This is a genomic window from Achromobacter sp. (assembly GCF_050285565.1).
In the GTDB taxonomy this organism is placed as follows: Bacteria; Pseudomonadota; Gammaproteobacteria; order Burkholderiales; family Burkholderiaceae_B; genus Achromobacter.
In genome coordinates this window covers 162735-178086 of sequence record NZ_JBLZXG010000008.1, presented here as the reverse complement: position 1 = coordinate 178086, position 15352 = coordinate 162735, and the positions used below count along the sequence as shown (strand labels likewise).

Genomic DNA, 15352 nt, shown 5'->3' with positions numbered 1-15352 from the left:
TCCCCGAAGTTGGCGGTTCGTTATCTGCGAGTGTCATAAAGCACGCTTGCGGACATGCCGCCCGGTCTTGCGGGGCCGCAGGCCGGAGCGTCCACATCACCACTTCCGAGTTGTAGTCGCTTACGCGAGACGGACTACCGGTAGATGATCCAGATTCTCCGGCCGCTAGAATGCGGACGTCACTATCGGCGGCGTACCATACGTTGAACCCCGCTGTTGAATATCTGGCGCCTATCGAAAGGGAACGCATGCAGATCCGACACCTAAAAATTGCGAATTTTCGTGGTATTGCAACCCTAGATTGGACGCCGCATTCGGCATTCTGTTGTCTTATCGGGGCAGGTGACTCTGGAAAATCTACTCTGCTTGATGCAGTTGAAGCAGCGCTTTCATCGCGCTGGTTCTCCTTTACGGAGCCCGACTTTCTGAACTGCGATACCGCCAACCCGATCATCATCGAAGCCACGGTCGGCGAACTATCCAAAGCGCTCAAGTCTGATGAACGCCTCGGGCTATACATTCGGGGATGGACGGCTGCTGGAGAACTACGTGACGAGCCTGAGGATAATGATGAGCCGGTGCTAACCGTCCGACTTACAGTCGACGCAGCTATGGAGCCGTCATGGGAGCTTGTGTGCGACCGGCTCGCAGAGCCTCGCACACTGTCGAATCGTGACCGGGCTCTTTTTGGCCTTGTGCGGCTCGCTGGCGAGGATGCTCGGCACTTAGCCTGGGGCCAAGGATCCGTTCTGGCCAGGCTTACCGGTGACAGCAAGGAAGCAGCAGCGCGCTTGGCAGAAGCCTACCGCGCTGCCCGGGCGAGCGCCAATCTGGGAGACATTGAGTCATTGGCCGATGCCGCGGAGATGGCAGAGAGGTTCGCTAAGGGTCTAGGGGCCTACGTGGAAGGCGCTTACGAGCCCGGGTTGGAATTGGGTCGCTCAGGCCTGTCGTCAGGCTCCATCGCTCTCCATGACAGCGGAGTGCCTCTACGCCTGGCCGGGCTTGGCACCCGCCGACTCGCAACTTTGGCGATCCAGAAGTCTGCAATCGCAGAGGGGGCTATTGTGCTTGTCGATGAAATCGAACACGGACTCGAACCGCATCGGATCATTGCAGCGATCGCCCAACTCAAATCTGATCAGAACAAGGCTCAAGAGACTTGCAGGCCCATCGGGCATATCCTGATGACCACGCACTCGGATGTGGCCGTGGGCGAAGCTGGTGCGGATAGCCTTCGAATGGTCCAGATTTCGCGGCCAAATCGGATGCTTACGGTCACGCACCCTGTCTCGCCTGACACAATCCGACCGCTTATGCGCTTTACACCCAGGGCGCTGTTTGCCCGTCGTATCCTGGTGACGGAGGGGAACACCGAGTTAGGCCTACTTCTTGGATTGCGCGAGAACTGGTCCGCGCGCCATGACAATCAACCTATTGAGCAGCTGGGTGCGGCAATCGCGGACGGTAATGGTGAACAAGCCTGTTCGCTGGCGCTCGCCTTGGCGGATCTAGGTTACGCAACCGCCATCTATCGCGACTCGGACACAGCTCTGACCGTTGCTACTTTAGCCGACTTGGCGAGAGCCGATATTCCCGTTTTCGAGTACGGCGGTGCCCTGAACACGGAACAGGCCATCTTTTTGGCTGCCAACAACTCGATGGTTCAAGAACTGCTGACCTACGCGCGAGAAGAGCGAGGCGATGATGCCATAAACAACAACCTTGAGATCAGAATCCACGATTTGGACATTGAGGCAATCCGAGAGGAGTTCACCCTTTGGGGACTCAACTCGGCGTTGAACAACACACAGCTCCGAGAGGCGATCGCCGAAGTTGCCGCCAGGAAAAAGTGGTTCAAGGATCAACGCATCGGCCGAGGCCTCGCTCCCTTGGTTTGGCGGATCGCCACACACAACTCTGCTTCCCCCTTGGCGACAGTGCTCGCTCAAATCGAGGCTTGGCTGTATGCCTGACGCTACCGATCTGTTCGCCATGGGCAACGCTGCCGTCGTTGCGCCCGCTGGCCACGGCAAAACGGAGATCATTGCTAATGTCGCCGCGATGGGGCAGCGCGCACTGATCCTTACGCACACGCATGCCGGTGTGCACGCTATCCGCGCCCGCTTGAAACGGCTGGGCATACCGCACACTAGGGTTGCCGTCGATACCATCGCGGGTTGGTGCATGCGCTATGCCCACGCGTTCCCCCTAGTGGCTCGGCCACCCGATGACATGCCTCAGACTCGAGAACAATGGAATCAGCTCTACCGTGGCGCGACATGGGCCCTCGGGGTCAAGGCAATCCGCGAAGTCGTAGCCGCCTCCTACGATCGAATCCTGATCGACGAGTATCAAGATTGCCATGGTTTGCAGCATCAGCTCGCGATTGAGCTCTCGGGGATCGTTCCGACTCTGATCTTTGGCGACCCAATGCAAGGCATCTTCGAATTCGCTGGTGCAACTCTAAGCTGGGACGGAGAGATTCATCCTAGCTTCCCTTTCGCATGCACGCTTGAAACACCGCATCGCTGGGCGGGAAAGAATCCAGACCTTGGGCGTTGGATCGCCGAAACTCGCGTGAAGCTCATACGAGGCGAAGCCATTGACCTATCCGACCCTCGCATCACCTATCGCGAGTCCGACGATGCTTTCGATATGGCCACTTTGTTCGATGGCATTGATGGAAAGGAAGGCAGCTTTGCTGCCATTCATTGCAACAAGACCGTCTGCTATCGGCTGGCGAAAGCTGCCAATGGAGGCTACCAAGCAATCGAGGAGGTTGCTGCCAACCGGCTACGCAACTTCGCATTTGCATGGGATAGAGCAACTGACACCACGGGACGCTTGCACGCTTTTACCAGCCTCATTGACGACTGCTTCCACAAGAAACCTACGGTAGAGGGAGAGCCAATCGATCCCGAAGACACCGCCGTCCAACAAGCGATGCGAAAGCTTGTGCCAGACCTCGGAGAAGGCCATGGCGCGGACGCGCTCACTCAGCTTTTCGTCTTGTCGCGTAGACGACCACAGTGGAAGCTCTATCGCAACGAACTCTGGCGGGACGCTGAGCGCGCGAGCGCAGAACTAGCCGCAGGACGCGCTGCCACCATGGTCGTAGCGACTCACAACGTCCGGCAATGGGTCAGCAACTCTGGTAGGAAGCTGCCCAAGCGCACAGTATCAACTCCATTGCTGCTGAAGGGGCTAGAGTTCGACCATGTTGTCATCCCCGACGCGACCCATTTCGCCAACGAGGAAAAAGCCCAGGCAAAGCTCTTTTACGTCGCGATTTCCCGGGCCACGCGGTCGTTAACCATTTCATCGTCGAAGCGAAGCATCCAACTTCCCGTACCAGCCTATTGATGGAGCCATGAGTCGCCATTGGTAACGCTGTCGCTCATGAGAGCGCTCTTCTAGCCATGAAGCCGATACTCGCGGCACCAGCTCTCAATTCAATGCAAGCTCCGTCACTCTTAGCGTCTGGTTAGCGTATTTCGCGTGTGAGTAGCAAATTCGACCCAACTAGGCGAGCTTGCACTAAATACTTACCGACGAATGCAAACGCCCTGAACTGTTTCAAACCGGCCTGCTCGCCATGTCGGTAGCCCGTCGGCGGCACTGCCTTCCAACATTTCGGCCTGAAAGATGCGATTGGCACTCTGTGCTAGCTCAAGAATTGCCTAATCGTCTGCTCAAGAACGCTGAGATTGGTAGTCTCACAATCCCATATCGTTAAGACACGCCACCCCATCCGCGTCAAGGCTTCCACATGCTGCGCGTCTCGCTCACAGTTACGGATTAGCTTGGGCCGCCAATAGTCAACGTTGGACTTGGGCACCCGGACGCTCTGACATCCATGCATGTGCCAGAAGCAACCGTGGACAAAAATTACCGCCTTTCGGCCTGGAAATACGAGGTCTGGCTTACCCGGCAAGTCCTTGCGGTGAAGCCGGAAACGGAAACCACAGCGGTGAACTAGCCGACGGACGAGGAGCTCGGGCTTGGTGTCCGAGCTTCGTATTGCGCGCATGTTCGCGCTTCGGCGAGACGGCGCGATCTTGTCCACCGTCTGCCCGCCTCACGCGACCTTAAATACCCGGCGTGCCGAGATGGCTAGATAGATCTGCTGCGCCACGGCCCGAGCGACAGGCGGCGGGAATGCGTTGCCAATCTGACGGTAGGCCGCCGTCTTTCTACCCGAGAACTCCCACTCGTCCGGGAAGCCCTGAATGCGAGCGGCCATCCGCGTCGTGAGGCGAGGCATACCGACGAAGTCGCGCTCGGGTGGAGCATCCCAGATGCCGCGGCCATCCACGCCAAGCGACGCCCAAGCCTTCTTTGCGCGGGTGGGCCCAAGATCGGGACCGCCATGCTTCTTCGAGCCGCCAACCAAGGTGGGGGCAATCGAGCTAGCCACCTCCTTCCAACGGTCAGCCCCCCGCCAGCCCCCCTCCGCCATCAGATCGTGCAGCAGCTCGCCCACCGTAGGGGGCTCAATCTGATGGGGCTCAGGCCAAGCAAACTTGCTGGCGACATCCTTATGGATGCCGACGAAAATCACTCGCGGCCGAAGCTGCGATACACCGTAGTCCGAGGCGTTGAGGAGACGCCAACCGGGCACATAGCCCAACTTCTTAAGTTGCTTCTCTACCTTGTTGCGATAGTCCTCAAAAACCGCGTCGAGCAGACCACGCACGTTCTCCAACATCACGGCCCGCGGGCGGCACTCATCAACCAAGCGAATCGCCTCGGGAAAAAGGTCGCGCTCGTCGTCAGCCCCTAGCTGCTTACCTGCTTTCGAGAATGGCGGGCACGGAACCCCGCCCGCGAGCAGGTCGATACCCTTGTAATGAAGGGCGTTGAAGGTCCGCAGGTCCTGCTCGAATACACGCCAGTCGGGGCGGTTGGCGCGCAGCGTGGCGCAGGCAGGGGGCTCGATCTCCACGAGCGCCTCGTGGCCAAAGCCCGCCATTTCCAGCCCGAGGGCCTGGCCGCCAGCACCGCTGCAAATCTCAATGGATGTTGGTCCGGTCGTTTTTTTCATTTGAAGTCATTTTCTTTATTGAGGGGCAACGGAAGTTGCCCCTCTAGCGAATTGTTGTGCTGGGTGTACGTACGCATGAACTCGCGGAGCACTTCAGACGCAGGCATGTCCTGTGACCGGCACGCCTCTACGAAGGCGTCCCGGAGGTCCCGATCTATGCGGATACGAAGGCCGACATCTTTCCTCAGCATGCCAGCACTTTATCACGTGGATACACACTTGTGTATCCACGCAGGAGGACGGATACTTCTACCAACGTGTTGGTTAGAAGAAAAATGACGCTCGTCCAAAACCCGGTCGTTCCCGCGCCCTATGACCAAGGGCTGATTCAAGTTCGAGACTTCCTCATCAGCAAACCAGACCTTCTCGGAGTCGTGGGCCGCGCAATCCGAAAGTCGTTCGACGAAGTCATCGACGGGGCTCGAACCGGACGCTACCGCATCGAAGAGCTGGAAAAGACGGAAAAGACTTACATCGGAACCAAGATCGAGATTGTCCTACGCGCTGAACTGGGCCTCGAACGCGGCCACGCCCTCGACAACCTTATCGTAGGGCATGAGGTGGATACGAAGTTCACTGTCGGCAGTACCTGGATGATCCCGCGGGAGGCCCTGAATCAACTTTGCCTGCTAGTGACGGGGGATGACAACACCGGCCACTGCGGCATGGGCATTCTTCGAATGGTGCCAGAGGTACTTACCAACGGTGCGAACCAAGACGGAAAGAAAAGCGTGTCCGCTCTCGGAAAAGGCCAGATTGTTTGGCTGGCGCAGGGCCCCATGCCGAGAAACTTCATGCTGGACTTGCCTAATGCTGCGCGGAACGCGATCATGTCCGCTTCCAGCGGCAGGCAGGCAACCTGTGCTTTATTCAGGAACGCGACGGGTCGCCTTATCCCTCGCGCAGTCATTGAACAGGTTGCGCAGCAGAGGGATTCTGCCAAGCGGGCGCGAGAAGCGAAGGCGATTCTTGCGGCTGAAGGAATACAGGTGCTATGTGCGACCTACATGGAGGACCGGGCGGAGATCGTACGGCACGGTTTCACCCAATTCAACAACGACGATTGGCTAAGCATGCCGATGCGATGATGGCCGGTAAGTCTTTCGGGGGCAGACATTTGTCCGCCCACTCGTTACAACCCAAGTCTTGGCCATTGTTGTCAACTTAAGCGCCTGGGCAACCCGCCCTGAATAATCGGATGTTCGAAGCAATGGTATGCACGAGGCGATCATGCATACCATGTTGAACGAGGTTTGATCGGCTTGGCCGCCTCATCGGTATTGCAGCAACCAATTGAAGACCAAGGTGACGAGACATAGTCCCCCTTGAACGGATGTTATGCCTTGAAAACGAGCTTTCTGACAGGCCCCTTTTGCATAAGAGGCTCAATGGCCTCTCAAAAACTCGAACAATTCCCTGCGGCCACCCTCTCGATAGCGGAATCCTAGTGGCGAGGTTCCGTTCTGAGGAATGACAAAGCCCACGCCGAAAAGCGCATCAGTCTTCGTAGTCCCGAAGCATCCATAGGGAAACTTGTATTCATCTATATGGACAGTCCCGATCTCTGTCCGCAGAGAGAATCTCGGCGGCGAATCAACTTCACACCCATTTGCGACGGCCGCTGGAAGAATGATCCCCGGATTGAAGTCCTCCAACACAAAGTTCTTTCCCTTCCCTGGACGGAGCTTTCCGGGGGACGAGGCATTTCCTGCTTGAGCTTTCTGATTGGAGCTCTCTGCAGTTTTTTGCGCGGCAATCACTGTATCGAGCCACGTCTCCATCTGATCTTCCGTTTCAATGGTGAAGGCTTTGCTATCCGAGTAGACGATTTCGGAGAAGAGCCCTTGCCTAGGCGAAACGCAAGACAAATTTGCCAACGCCTGATCTTTCTTGGTAACGAGCACCCCTGAACGCTGCCAACCCTTCCCCTCCCCCTCATAGACGGTATAGGCATACTCACCGTTGGCTACCCGTATGTGAGTGCCTACCCATGCAGGCCCACGCATCACGCCTAATCTACTGAACATCGTCGGGTGCTGCGGTTGCGTGGGGATCTTGAGCTCAATCTTCCCTAAAGCGCCGAAACGGTATTGCGCGATTCCTGATGCTGGGTCTAGGGTATCGCTCGCGCAGATCGACACCACCTTCTTGCCCACGCTGCACGAGAAGATCACCTGTTCTTCCGGCAAGCAGTGGGTCGAAGTGGTCGCCAGGGCAAGTGTCGGAATCACGCAGAGCAGTAGAGCAACTATGTGGGGCTTTCGTGCACCTGCGCATCTGAACGACTTCATTTCACCCCCCTCGGAATTTCCGTAAGCACTTTCTTGAACGCAGCAGCCTTGTCGGCCTGATGATCAAACAAGACGCACATGGCTTGGCCATGAATCTCCGGGCAGCGAATCCGATCAAACCACGCAAGAGCTGCGACCAATCCAGCGATTACAACAATGCCTTGGGCAATCAACACATGAGATGACTTCATGACGACTCCATTTGATTGAAATACACACTTTGCGTTTGGTTAGCAGGCGAATTTACACCAAACCAAACTTAAAGTGTGTGGAAATGGATGGACCTGTCGGAAACACTGCCGACATGGCCAACCCAACGTATAAGTGTGGGGCGCAACAGCTGTTCGCCGCCAACATGCGACGCATCCGCTTGCTGCAGAAGCTCACCCAGGAAAAGGTGGCTGAAGCGGCGGAATTACATGTGAACTACATAAGCTCGGTAGAACGGGGCGAACGCAATATCTCTATCTGCAACATCGAGCGAATCGCCATTGCTTTGAACGTCTCTATGGGTGAACTGCTTGCGCCGCTTGATGGCAGCAAGTGAGTCAAGAGGCCACGTATGCGAACGACACTGCCGCGGCAATTCTTACCTCAGCCCGATGAGAGGATGGCACCCGATAGATCCATCTTGGATGTTGAGCCCTCATCCCTCGCCGAGACCGCGGCATCATCGTCAGCCACGCGTTGTAATGGCCAGACTTCGGGGCCTCGGCGCTTGAATCCATGAGCAGGATTTGTGTGGGGTGAATGTCCGACGTCGCGCCAATCTTCGCGATGCCAACACCCAAGCTCCAATGATTCATGAAGGCACCACTCGTGCTCACCAACTGAATCATTGTCAGCCTGCCCTCTAGCAGTTGTTCCAACGCGAACGCCGACCCGCACTTCGGCGGACCTGCCTCGAGCGAGTTACGCAGTTGAAGAGGAAGGTCCAACTCCGAACACGCCGCCATCAACTCTTTCGCGCCAAGCCCTGTAAAGAACGAGCCTCCCAGGGCTCGCCATATTCTCGCGGGCAGGCCACGAGTTCGATAAGCCATGTCACGTAGCGAACGCGGCGGCACAAGGCCATGCAATGCAAGCACGGAGCTTAGGCAACAGATCCCGCACGATCCTGCATAGACGCCTTGGGAGAAATGAGCCTGCCCGAAGTGTTCTTCCTCGAACCACCATGCAGAATCGGAACTCAAAGCGCAAAAGCTTAGGGTCTTTTGCAGCCTTTCATCTGTTCGATCTCTTGCAGCCGTCGCCCTGCTTCGCTTTGCCGATGTCTTGGGCATCTGTTTAGTACTCCTCGGGCAGGAGAAGCGTTGTCGCGCTTCGATCGGCCTCGGTGATGATCCAAATCCGCTCCTGTCGCGAAATTCGATACGCAGACAGTAGGCGCTCCCCGCTTCTGATTGCATGACTATTCGCCTGCAAGTCTTCGATGCAGAGGTCGCCCCAATCTTCCGCAGCGTGACGCCGAAGTAGATCCAACGGCGAGACGGAGTGATTCTGGCAAGCGGCGAGTGCGCCTTTGGTCGCGACGATGCGGCCAAGGCAGAACGTTGAACTGCTCTGGCGATTCATACGATGATTCCTTGTATGGGACGAGCGAACGCGCGCCATAGCGACGCCGATCGACGGGCTCGGGGAAGTTTTCTTGGGAAAGGGAGAACGGGCGCGAGAGGCCCTTAGGGCGGGCTGAGGACGTGACGGCCTCAGCCTTGAGGGAGTCAGGGCAAAGAACTTGCACTGACTCCATGATGCGTCCCTATTTTAGACTAATTTTCCAGAAAGATCCAAGATATTCCAGCGCCAACCGCCACATTTTTGATAGTCGTTTTGTAAGCGGCAAAGAAAAAGCCCCTGATTTCTCAACGAAATCAGGGGCTTACGTGCATTTTTGGCGGACAGAGGGGGAGAGTCCGCAGAACCTTCAATTCATATGGAAAATCAACAACATAGGCGTGATTTTCCCCTCAAAAATTGCTACCCGTCATGCTACCACGCATCAAAACGGTTGTCATAAAAAAATATTTATGCAAAAATATTTGTGCTTTATGCACAAATCAGGAGCAAACCCCATGATGACCGCCGAAGTCACTACTGCCATAAAGGCCGCAATCAACAGCGCCCCTCGCAATGGTTATGTAGGAGAGCTACACCTCCAAGTCTTGAAGTATGCCCAACAACTTCAGACGGTTAGTGGTAAAGAGTTCTGCGAAGAGCTTGGAATCGGCCAAGCATATGGGACCGAATTCAAGAAAATGCTAAAAATATGGCCTCGATTGAAGGCTGCCGGGTTAGTCGAGGAAAAAATCTAATACCTGTAAGATCTTACAGGTTGACAAGCAAATTTATTTTGTTAATTTAAAAATGCTGTAGAAGCCTCTCTCCTTTGTGCAACTACAGTGTTAATGTTGTTATGTAATGGAAGCCCGAATTTTTTCGGGCTTTCCTTTTTATGGTCTTGACAAAGAGATTTATTTTCTTATATTGATAGATGTCAATAGCCATCGAGCGAAGACGCATTACCGACAACGAAGCCAGCCCTGTGCTGGCTTTTTTGTTCTTTGGGCTTGACAAACGATTTTGTTTTTGTAGATTAGAGCTATCGCATACGGTAATGCGTCGAGGCCTAGATGGTTTCTTTTAGGGGATTTGTTTCCCATCTAATAAAACCCTTCCCGATTCCCGTAATGCCAAGCAATGAATAAATAAGCTGCAATGCAGAAGCTCGTCAAATTAAATGTGACTGCGAAGGAATAAGCTCCTTAACGATAAGCCAGCGAACTATTGTCAGATTGCAACCCGCAAGGGCAAAGCCGTTAGAATGGACTAGTAGCAAAGCGGCACGGAAGACAATCAGCAGACCCGGCTACTGTAGGAGCAAACCCTACGAACTGCGAAACAGGTAAAGTCGCTTTATATCTGTCCGGTGCTATGTGGTAGCTATCACACGGAGAATCCCGGTAAAGTCCCAACTCGCTTTTATTGCGGGTTAGGGTAAAACTTTGCCGGAACCGTGTGATAGCACGGTGAGGAAAAGGTGAAACAAATCCCTTCTGTACATCTAAATATCAGTACATAATTAGAATAAAAGATCAGTACAGAAGAGAAATAAAGATCAATGCGAAGCAGGAATACCCGCAGGGTAAGATATTCACGAAAGTGAATAAAAAAGGACGGCCGAGCTTAATCCTTAATTATTCAAGAAATTAGATTTTCCTGACGACATTCTCAGGCTCTGCCTTACATGCCTCGCACCAATCCAGGAATTCAATAAGGTCGACATACTGCTCTCCCCGTTCGACCTTCGAAACATAGCTCTGCCCCTTGCCTAATCTCTTGGCAAGTTCAACTTGAGTGAGCCCCGCATCTACTCGTAGCTGTTGGAGCTCACGGCGAAGGACTTCATACCGTTGACCATAGAGCATGCAAGCATGCTATAGTCTGTTTCCGAATATTCGATTTTAGACTATTTGCTACATAGCCTCGGGAGTTTCCTGTGAGTGACAACTGGCTTCGCGATCTTTTTATCCTCAATGAACTTGAGAACCAACGAACTGCAAAAGACCCCGACAATCCCGGACCTGGAGTAATCTTTCTCATTGTGGCAGGGCTCGCCTTGTTGGCTACTGTTTCCTATCCTGCGGTGCTGTTCCTTCAGTACCGTCGGAAAGAATGGGTGGCTATGGGGCTTACTTTGCTGTTTGGTGCTGTAGCCTACCTCTGGGCCCAGCCCCGCTTGATCGTTTCGGAGTCGGAAGGGCTGTGGGCAATCGCAGTAACCATCGGCGGTTTTTCGCTCTTTGGTTATCTTTGCTACTTTTTTGCTAAGCGGATCAGCAAGAAGATCGCGGCTAATTCGCCACCCCGTTTTGATGCCAAATCAATTTTCGCCATCTTTTCTTTTGGATATGTGGTGTTCTTCATCCTTTGGGGTTGCCTCGTAACCTCTCCGATTCTGACTGGCCCCACCTATGCTTGGTTGAGCCAATTTATCGACCTGCCAGGACACGGCTATGCCTATCCGAATCTGGCTTGGCCGTACATTCTTGGTGGAACCGTTCTTGCCGTTTCACCAATGCAAGCCTGGTGCCGAAAACGGCTGGCTGAGGGCAAGTCCTCAGTTCCTACTCCCGTTCTGGTTCTCGCCGTCCCTGCATTCCTCTTTTCCATTTTTTGGATCTCGGTATTTACCCGGAACCTTTTAGCTAATTAGGGTGCCCTTCCAAGGCTCTAGGCCGTTTCGTGTGGACCTAAGATTTAGAACGGGCCGCAAATCTCATAGTAGTTGGTATATCCGATAGTATTTCCTGAATCTCCTCCGTCCTGAAAGTAATCGGTTCTATTCAATTTTCCAGCGCGATATCCGTTCCAAGTGGGAGAGGCCCCAGCATAGCTGGCATTTTTACTTCCATTGGTGAAGAAAGAATATCTAACAGAGTTCTGATTAACATCTTCTCGCAGCATGTACCTCCACAGGTCAAATCTGCAAGTGACAGGAGGAATATATACACAACTGTTCTGATAGGTATTCCAAGCACTGTAGTCATAGCCCCTTCCGTCCTTAGTTGCTACTGTTCTTCGCTGTAGCTGGTTCCCTGTATAGCCACTAGGACAGGCAATGCTTTGCTCTTCAGTTTTGGTGCAGGAGCTATCTAAATCCGTCCAGCCGCTGGCCGATGTGCCAGTGGGCTGCCCATTCATATAGTAAGTAGTTATAGAGCGAATCTGTAGAGGATAAGCACTACTACCCTGATAAGTGAAACCAGATGGGCAGGTGCCCCATTGAACTTCATTGGCATTGCTGCTGCTGATGGCAGGGGTTTGCACAGCACCCATATTCTGTTGAATAGTGGCAGAACTCACCACCCCATTTGGGCTCATGACTGAATCTCCTTTAAGCCCCGCCTGCGCATTCCCAATTAGACCTACTGCTGCTGCTGTTATTATTATTTTTCTCATTTCTGTCCTTTCTTGTTTTTATCTTGGCAAATTTTTTCCAGAAATCAAGCCGGGCTGCACGGGCATAACTGCATCATCTGATTCATACTTTCGCTTCATTCGTGCCAATTCGGCTTCCAATTTCTGGTTTTTTACTGTTAGTGACTCAATAGCTTGATAGTCGGATGAACGGCCGTTTATCGCTTCTTTATAAACCTCCCTTCTCGCATCGACTTCAGCCAATCCCGCCTTTAATTTATTTCTATCGGCTATGATTTCTTCTTGAAGGCGGTGAAAATCCAGCTTTGCCAGTGCCGCAGCCGCCTTCTGCTGCTTGGCAAAGAGATTGATATACGGCATCAAAAATTCGCGGATTTTTCTACGAACGACTTGCATGCTAAGTCGTTCCCCCAAACTCATTTCTACATTATTAACTAGCTCATCAATTTTCGGCTTATAGTCCGTTTGCATGGCAAGATCGATAGCACGGTAAAATTTTTTCATGGGTACATGCTTTCGCATTGACCCGCGAACCCCGCGAATCAAATTCCATTTTTTATTGTGCTCAGCAAATCTATCTTGCAATCCAACAAGAAAATCGGGGTCATATCTATCTGCATTCAATGACCAAGTTTCTTTGTGGAATTCGCCTTTCTGATTCTTATATCGCTTCAACGATTTGATCTCCGTTGAAACCATAAAATGAATGTGTGGGCTCGTTTCGTCCATATGCAAGACAGCAAGTTTTAGCTGTTGCCCGAACTCATTCTTTACGAACTGAACCTGATCGAGTGCCCATTTGCCGATCTGCTCAATGGATTTTCCTTTGAAAAATCCGGGCGAAGCCGTAGCGACAAATTCCATCATGAGCACATTGTTTTTTCGCTCTTTTATGCCAAAGCTGGCATAAAATTCGGTCAGTCTATCTTGCAGGCTTGCCGCTCTTGCCACATCTACATCGAGCGAATTAAACAAGATTTCGTTTAATTTCGTTCTGCTGCTGTCGATGTTCGATTGCTGCCGCAATCTCAAATTGTGCCCAGCCGCTGCCGTGATTTTTGTGCGAGTTTTTAGCTTTTGTGTTCTTAATATTGCATATTGGCGCATTCGTTTTCTCTTCTTATTTTTCTTGCCCTTATATTCATTCTAGCGGAGCACGAAGAAAAAACAAGGACGGTCTGCAAATGCAGCCCATCACCTACTATGGAAACCCATTGCGCTGCGCTCCAGGGTTTCCGTAGGCCACGGGGTTCCCCCTTTGGATTCCCCAAAAAACAAAACCGATGGGGCTGGGCCCCTTGCCCCCATTCCGACTGTCAAAAAATTTGACACTCGGCCCATTCCCTTATGCGATGAATTCGGTGTTACTCCTCCACCTTTTCTTTTCTCTGCTTTCGGGTTTGGTCACACAGATAATCCGCCGTATGTTCGATTTTGTCGTTGAGCAGGCTCAATGCTGTGCGGCACAATCCCATCATCTGATCCACAATGAAATCAGACAAAGCATCATCCTGATGCCTGTCAATTTCATTGTTTTGAATAATAGTCAGTACTGCCCCGACACCTGTAGCGATGTTTCGAGCATCCTCAACACATGTCAGCAGCGGCAGTCCATCAAGTTTCTTTTGCTGGGCGGCCTCATACACTTCTGGCAAGAAGCGGAGAAAATCGCCCTCAAGGCGCCATCCTGTATGTTCCATATCCTTCCCCAAAATCAGAGGAACGATCTTGGCGTACTTAGCACGAACCGCGCAAGCGAGCCCCGCAGGGATGCTTCCAAAAAATTCCCCCTTGCTAGGGGGTTAGGGGGTAGTTATACATACTGGACTTTTTCCAGCAGAAGTTTTTGTACTGGATTAACCCGATCTTGGATAACAGTCAGCGGAAAATCTTGGCTGTAAATTTCAGCATTGGTTCCCTCGACTTCGTGCCCAATAACTTGGCATCTCATTTCCAAGGAAATTTCCTGCTCTTTCATATAATTATTGAAGAATTTCCGCAGAGAATGGAAAACCAGTTTTCCCCGATTGATTTTCAATTCTTCCAAATATCGTGCAAATTTTTTCCCTACGGCATTGCCAGCACCCTTGCCCTCTCGCTCCCGATACTTGAAAATCTTCCCATCGGGTAACTTCCTGCCATCAATGAGCGGCTGCAACTCGCTCATTATTTCAGTAGGAATAGGAACCTCCCGAACTCCTGCACTTGTTTTGGCATCGAGAATTCGCACGAAATAAAACCCCTTTTCGTGCTTGAGGATTTGCCCTTTCTTTAATGCAGTCAATTCCCCAACTCGCAATCCCGTAACCAACTCCAACATCAGGCAGAAATAGAAATCAGGGTCTTTTTTCTTATGGGCAAGCATCCTTTCCCTGTTGAATATCTCCAAAATTTCTTCTGGATAAAAGCAGGCATAGCTGCTTTTTGCCCGTTCTCGACCACTTAACAAATTGCGATCTTTGGCAGGATTTTCGCCAAAAAGATACTTATGCTTGATTGCGAAATTAAGCACCGTCCGAATCACAGACACCTTATTGTCTATCGTTCTTAATTCGTTTCCTGCTTTTTTCAAGTGCTCTTGATAGCGGGTAATATCGTCACCCGTTATCCGATAGAGATACGGATTTTTCAGGAAATCGGCAAACTCGGTGATGTTCGTTGTGTATTGCTGAACCGAACGGGTCTGCAAGTTCTTCATTGCCATGAACTTGCTGAACAGTTCCAAGAGCCGCAACCCTTTGGGTTGTTCTTCCTCGATAGGAGCATTGCGCGGGACACCGCTGGCAGACACCAGATGCCCCAGCTTGTCCATCATGCCCAAGGCGAGCAATGCTTGCTCGTTATCTTCCTTGGTGCCGTCCGTCTTGATGTAGCCCCGTTGCAGGTCTATTTCGTACTTTCGGACTTTTGATGGATCGACCATGCCCAGAGCCTCGTAAAACTTGAAAGCTCGCAGGATAGCAAGGGAACGGTCACGAGTTCGTAGGCTTCGCTTGACTTGCTTGCCATCAACCCGCAGATGGATGCAGTACACACCCGTTTCGGCACGGGCATAGACAGGTATTTTCACGGGTGT

Annotated in this window: 17 protein-coding genes; 6 read left to right on the top strand and 11 right to left on the bottom strand. The window is 52.5% G+C overall.

Annotation, left to right across the window (positions count from 1 at the left end; translation table 11 throughout):
- The first annotated feature begins 203 nt into the window (after positions 1-203).
- On the top strand, positions 204-1976 hold the full coding sequence (locus ACN6O8_RS18360; RefSeq protein WP_427992428.1) for an ATP-dependent nuclease: 1773 nt from the start codon (positions 204-206) through the stop codon (positions 1974-1976).
- Positions 1969-3366: a UvrD-helicase domain-containing protein gene (locus ACN6O8_RS18355; RefSeq protein WP_427992427.1), complete on the top strand. Its 1398-nt coding sequence runs from the start codon at positions 1969-1971 to the stop codon at positions 3364-3366. The genes ACN6O8_RS18360 and ACN6O8_RS18355 overlap by 8 nt, the downstream gene beginning before the upstream one ends.
- A gap of 301 nt (positions 3367-3667) precedes the next feature.
- On the opposite strand, the gene ACN6O8_RS18350 is transcribed toward ACN6O8_RS18355, so the two are convergent.
- From ACN6O8_RS18350 to ACN6O8_RS18340, 3 genes are read right to left on the bottom strand one after another with little or no spacing between them, the layout of a single operon-like run.
- Positions 3668-4069: a very short patch repair endonuclease gene (locus ACN6O8_RS18350; RefSeq protein ID WP_427992426.1), complete on the bottom strand. Its 402-nt coding sequence runs from the start codon at positions 4067-4069 to the stop codon at positions 3668-3670.
- A 12-nt stretch (positions 4070-4081) separates the two neighbouring features.
- Positions 4082-5047 carry a DNA cytosine methyltransferase gene (locus ACN6O8_RS18345; RefSeq protein ID WP_427992425.1) on the bottom strand — a complete coding sequence of 322 codons (966 nt, stop codon included), beginning with the start codon at positions 5045-5047 and terminating at the stop codon, positions 4082-4084.
- Positions 5044-5238, bottom strand: a complete 195-nt coding sequence (locus tag ACN6O8_RS18340) for a plasmid-related protein (protein ID WP_427992424.1) — start codon at positions 5236-5238, stop codon at positions 5044-5046. Before ACN6O8_RS18340 ends, ACN6O8_RS18345 begins: the two co-directional genes overlap by 4 nt.
- Positions 5239-5322: 84 nt before the next feature.
- On the opposite strand from ACN6O8_RS18340, the gene ACN6O8_RS18335 reads away from it, so the two are divergent.
- Complete coding sequence (locus ACN6O8_RS18335; RefSeq protein ID WP_427992423.1) at positions 5323-6135, top strand: NaeI family type II restriction endonuclease; 813 nt, start codon at positions 5323-5325, stop codon at positions 6133-6135.
- 297 nt (positions 6136-6432) lie between these two features.
- Here the strand turns inward: ACN6O8_RS18335 and ACN6O8_RS18330 are convergent, their stop codons facing one another.
- Together ACN6O8_RS18330 and ACN6O8_RS18325 are read right to left on the bottom strand one after the other, a co-directional pair.
- Positions 6433-7338: a hypothetical protein gene (locus ACN6O8_RS18330; RefSeq protein WP_427992422.1), complete on the bottom strand. Its 906-nt coding sequence runs from the start codon at positions 7336-7338 to the stop codon at positions 6433-6435.
- Positions 7335-7529, bottom strand: coding sequence for a hypothetical protein (locus tag ACN6O8_RS18325; RefSeq protein ID WP_427992421.1), 195 nt, complete (start codon positions 7527-7529; stop codon positions 7335-7337). The genes ACN6O8_RS18330 and ACN6O8_RS18325 overlap by 4 nt, the downstream gene beginning before the upstream one ends.
- Before the next feature lie 113 nt (positions 7530-7642).
- Here ACN6O8_RS18325 and ACN6O8_RS18320 point away from each other — a divergent pair, with 113 nt between their 5' ends.
- Positions 7643-7885, top strand: a complete 243-nt coding sequence (locus ACN6O8_RS18320) for a helix-turn-helix domain-containing protein (RefSeq protein ID WP_427992420.1) — start codon at positions 7643-7645, stop codon at positions 7883-7885.
- Positions 7886-8625: 740 nt separating this feature from the next.
- Here the strand turns inward: ACN6O8_RS18320 and ACN6O8_RS18315 are convergent.
- Positions 8626-8913, bottom strand: a complete 288-nt coding sequence (locus ACN6O8_RS18315; RefSeq protein ID WP_427992419.1) for a hypothetical protein — start codon at positions 8911-8913, stop codon at positions 8626-8628.
- 173 nt (positions 8914-9086) lie between these two features.
- Here ACN6O8_RS18315 and ACN6O8_RS18310 point away from each other — a divergent pair, with 173 nt between their 5' ends.
- On the top strand, positions 9087-9650 hold the full coding sequence (locus tag ACN6O8_RS18310) for an HTH-like domain-containing protein (RefSeq protein ID WP_427992418.1): 564 nt from the start codon (positions 9087-9089) through the stop codon (positions 9648-9650).
- 894 nt (positions 9651-10544) lie between these two features.
- Here the strand turns inward: ACN6O8_RS18310 and ACN6O8_RS18305 are convergent.
- Positions 10545-10763, bottom strand: a complete 219-nt coding sequence (locus ACN6O8_RS18305) for a helix-turn-helix domain-containing protein (RefSeq protein ID WP_427992417.1) — start codon at positions 10761-10763, stop codon at positions 10545-10547.
- A 71-nt stretch (positions 10764-10834) separates the two neighbouring features.
- Between ACN6O8_RS18305 and ACN6O8_RS18300 the strand changes: the two genes are divergently transcribed.
- The gene (locus tag ACN6O8_RS18300; RefSeq protein ID WP_427992416.1) at positions 10835-11551 is read left to right on the top strand and encodes a hypothetical protein; all 717 of its coding nucleotides are present in this window, start codon (positions 10835-10837) and stop codon (positions 11549-11551) included.
- 44 nt (positions 11552-11595) lie between these two features.
- On the opposite strand, the gene ACN6O8_RS18295 is transcribed toward ACN6O8_RS18300, so the two are convergent.
- From ACN6O8_RS18295 to ACN6O8_RS18280, 4 genes are all read right to left on the bottom strand, one after another.
- The gene (locus tag ACN6O8_RS18295; RefSeq protein ID WP_427992415.1) at positions 11596-12297 is read right to left on the bottom strand and encodes a hypothetical protein; all 702 of its coding nucleotides are present in this window, start codon (positions 12295-12297) and stop codon (positions 11596-11598) included.
- Between the two features lie 18 nt (positions 12298-12315).
- The gene (gene mobV, locus ACN6O8_RS18290; RefSeq protein ID WP_427992414.1) at positions 12316-13383 is read right to left on the bottom strand and encodes a MobV family relaxase; all 1068 of its coding nucleotides are present in this window, start codon (positions 13381-13383) and stop codon (positions 12316-12318) included.
- A 257-nt stretch (positions 13384-13640) separates the two neighbouring features.
- Positions 13641-13976, bottom strand: a complete 336-nt coding sequence (locus tag ACN6O8_RS18285) for a hypothetical protein (RefSeq protein WP_427992413.1) — start codon at positions 13974-13976, stop codon at positions 13641-13643.
- 113 nt (positions 13977-14089) lie between these two features.
- A complete protein-coding gene (locus ACN6O8_RS18280; protein WP_427992412.1) occupies positions 14090-15346 on the bottom strand; it encodes a tyrosine-type recombinase/integrase in 1257 nt (418 codons plus the stop codon).
- Positions 15347-15352 lie beyond the last annotated feature (6 nt).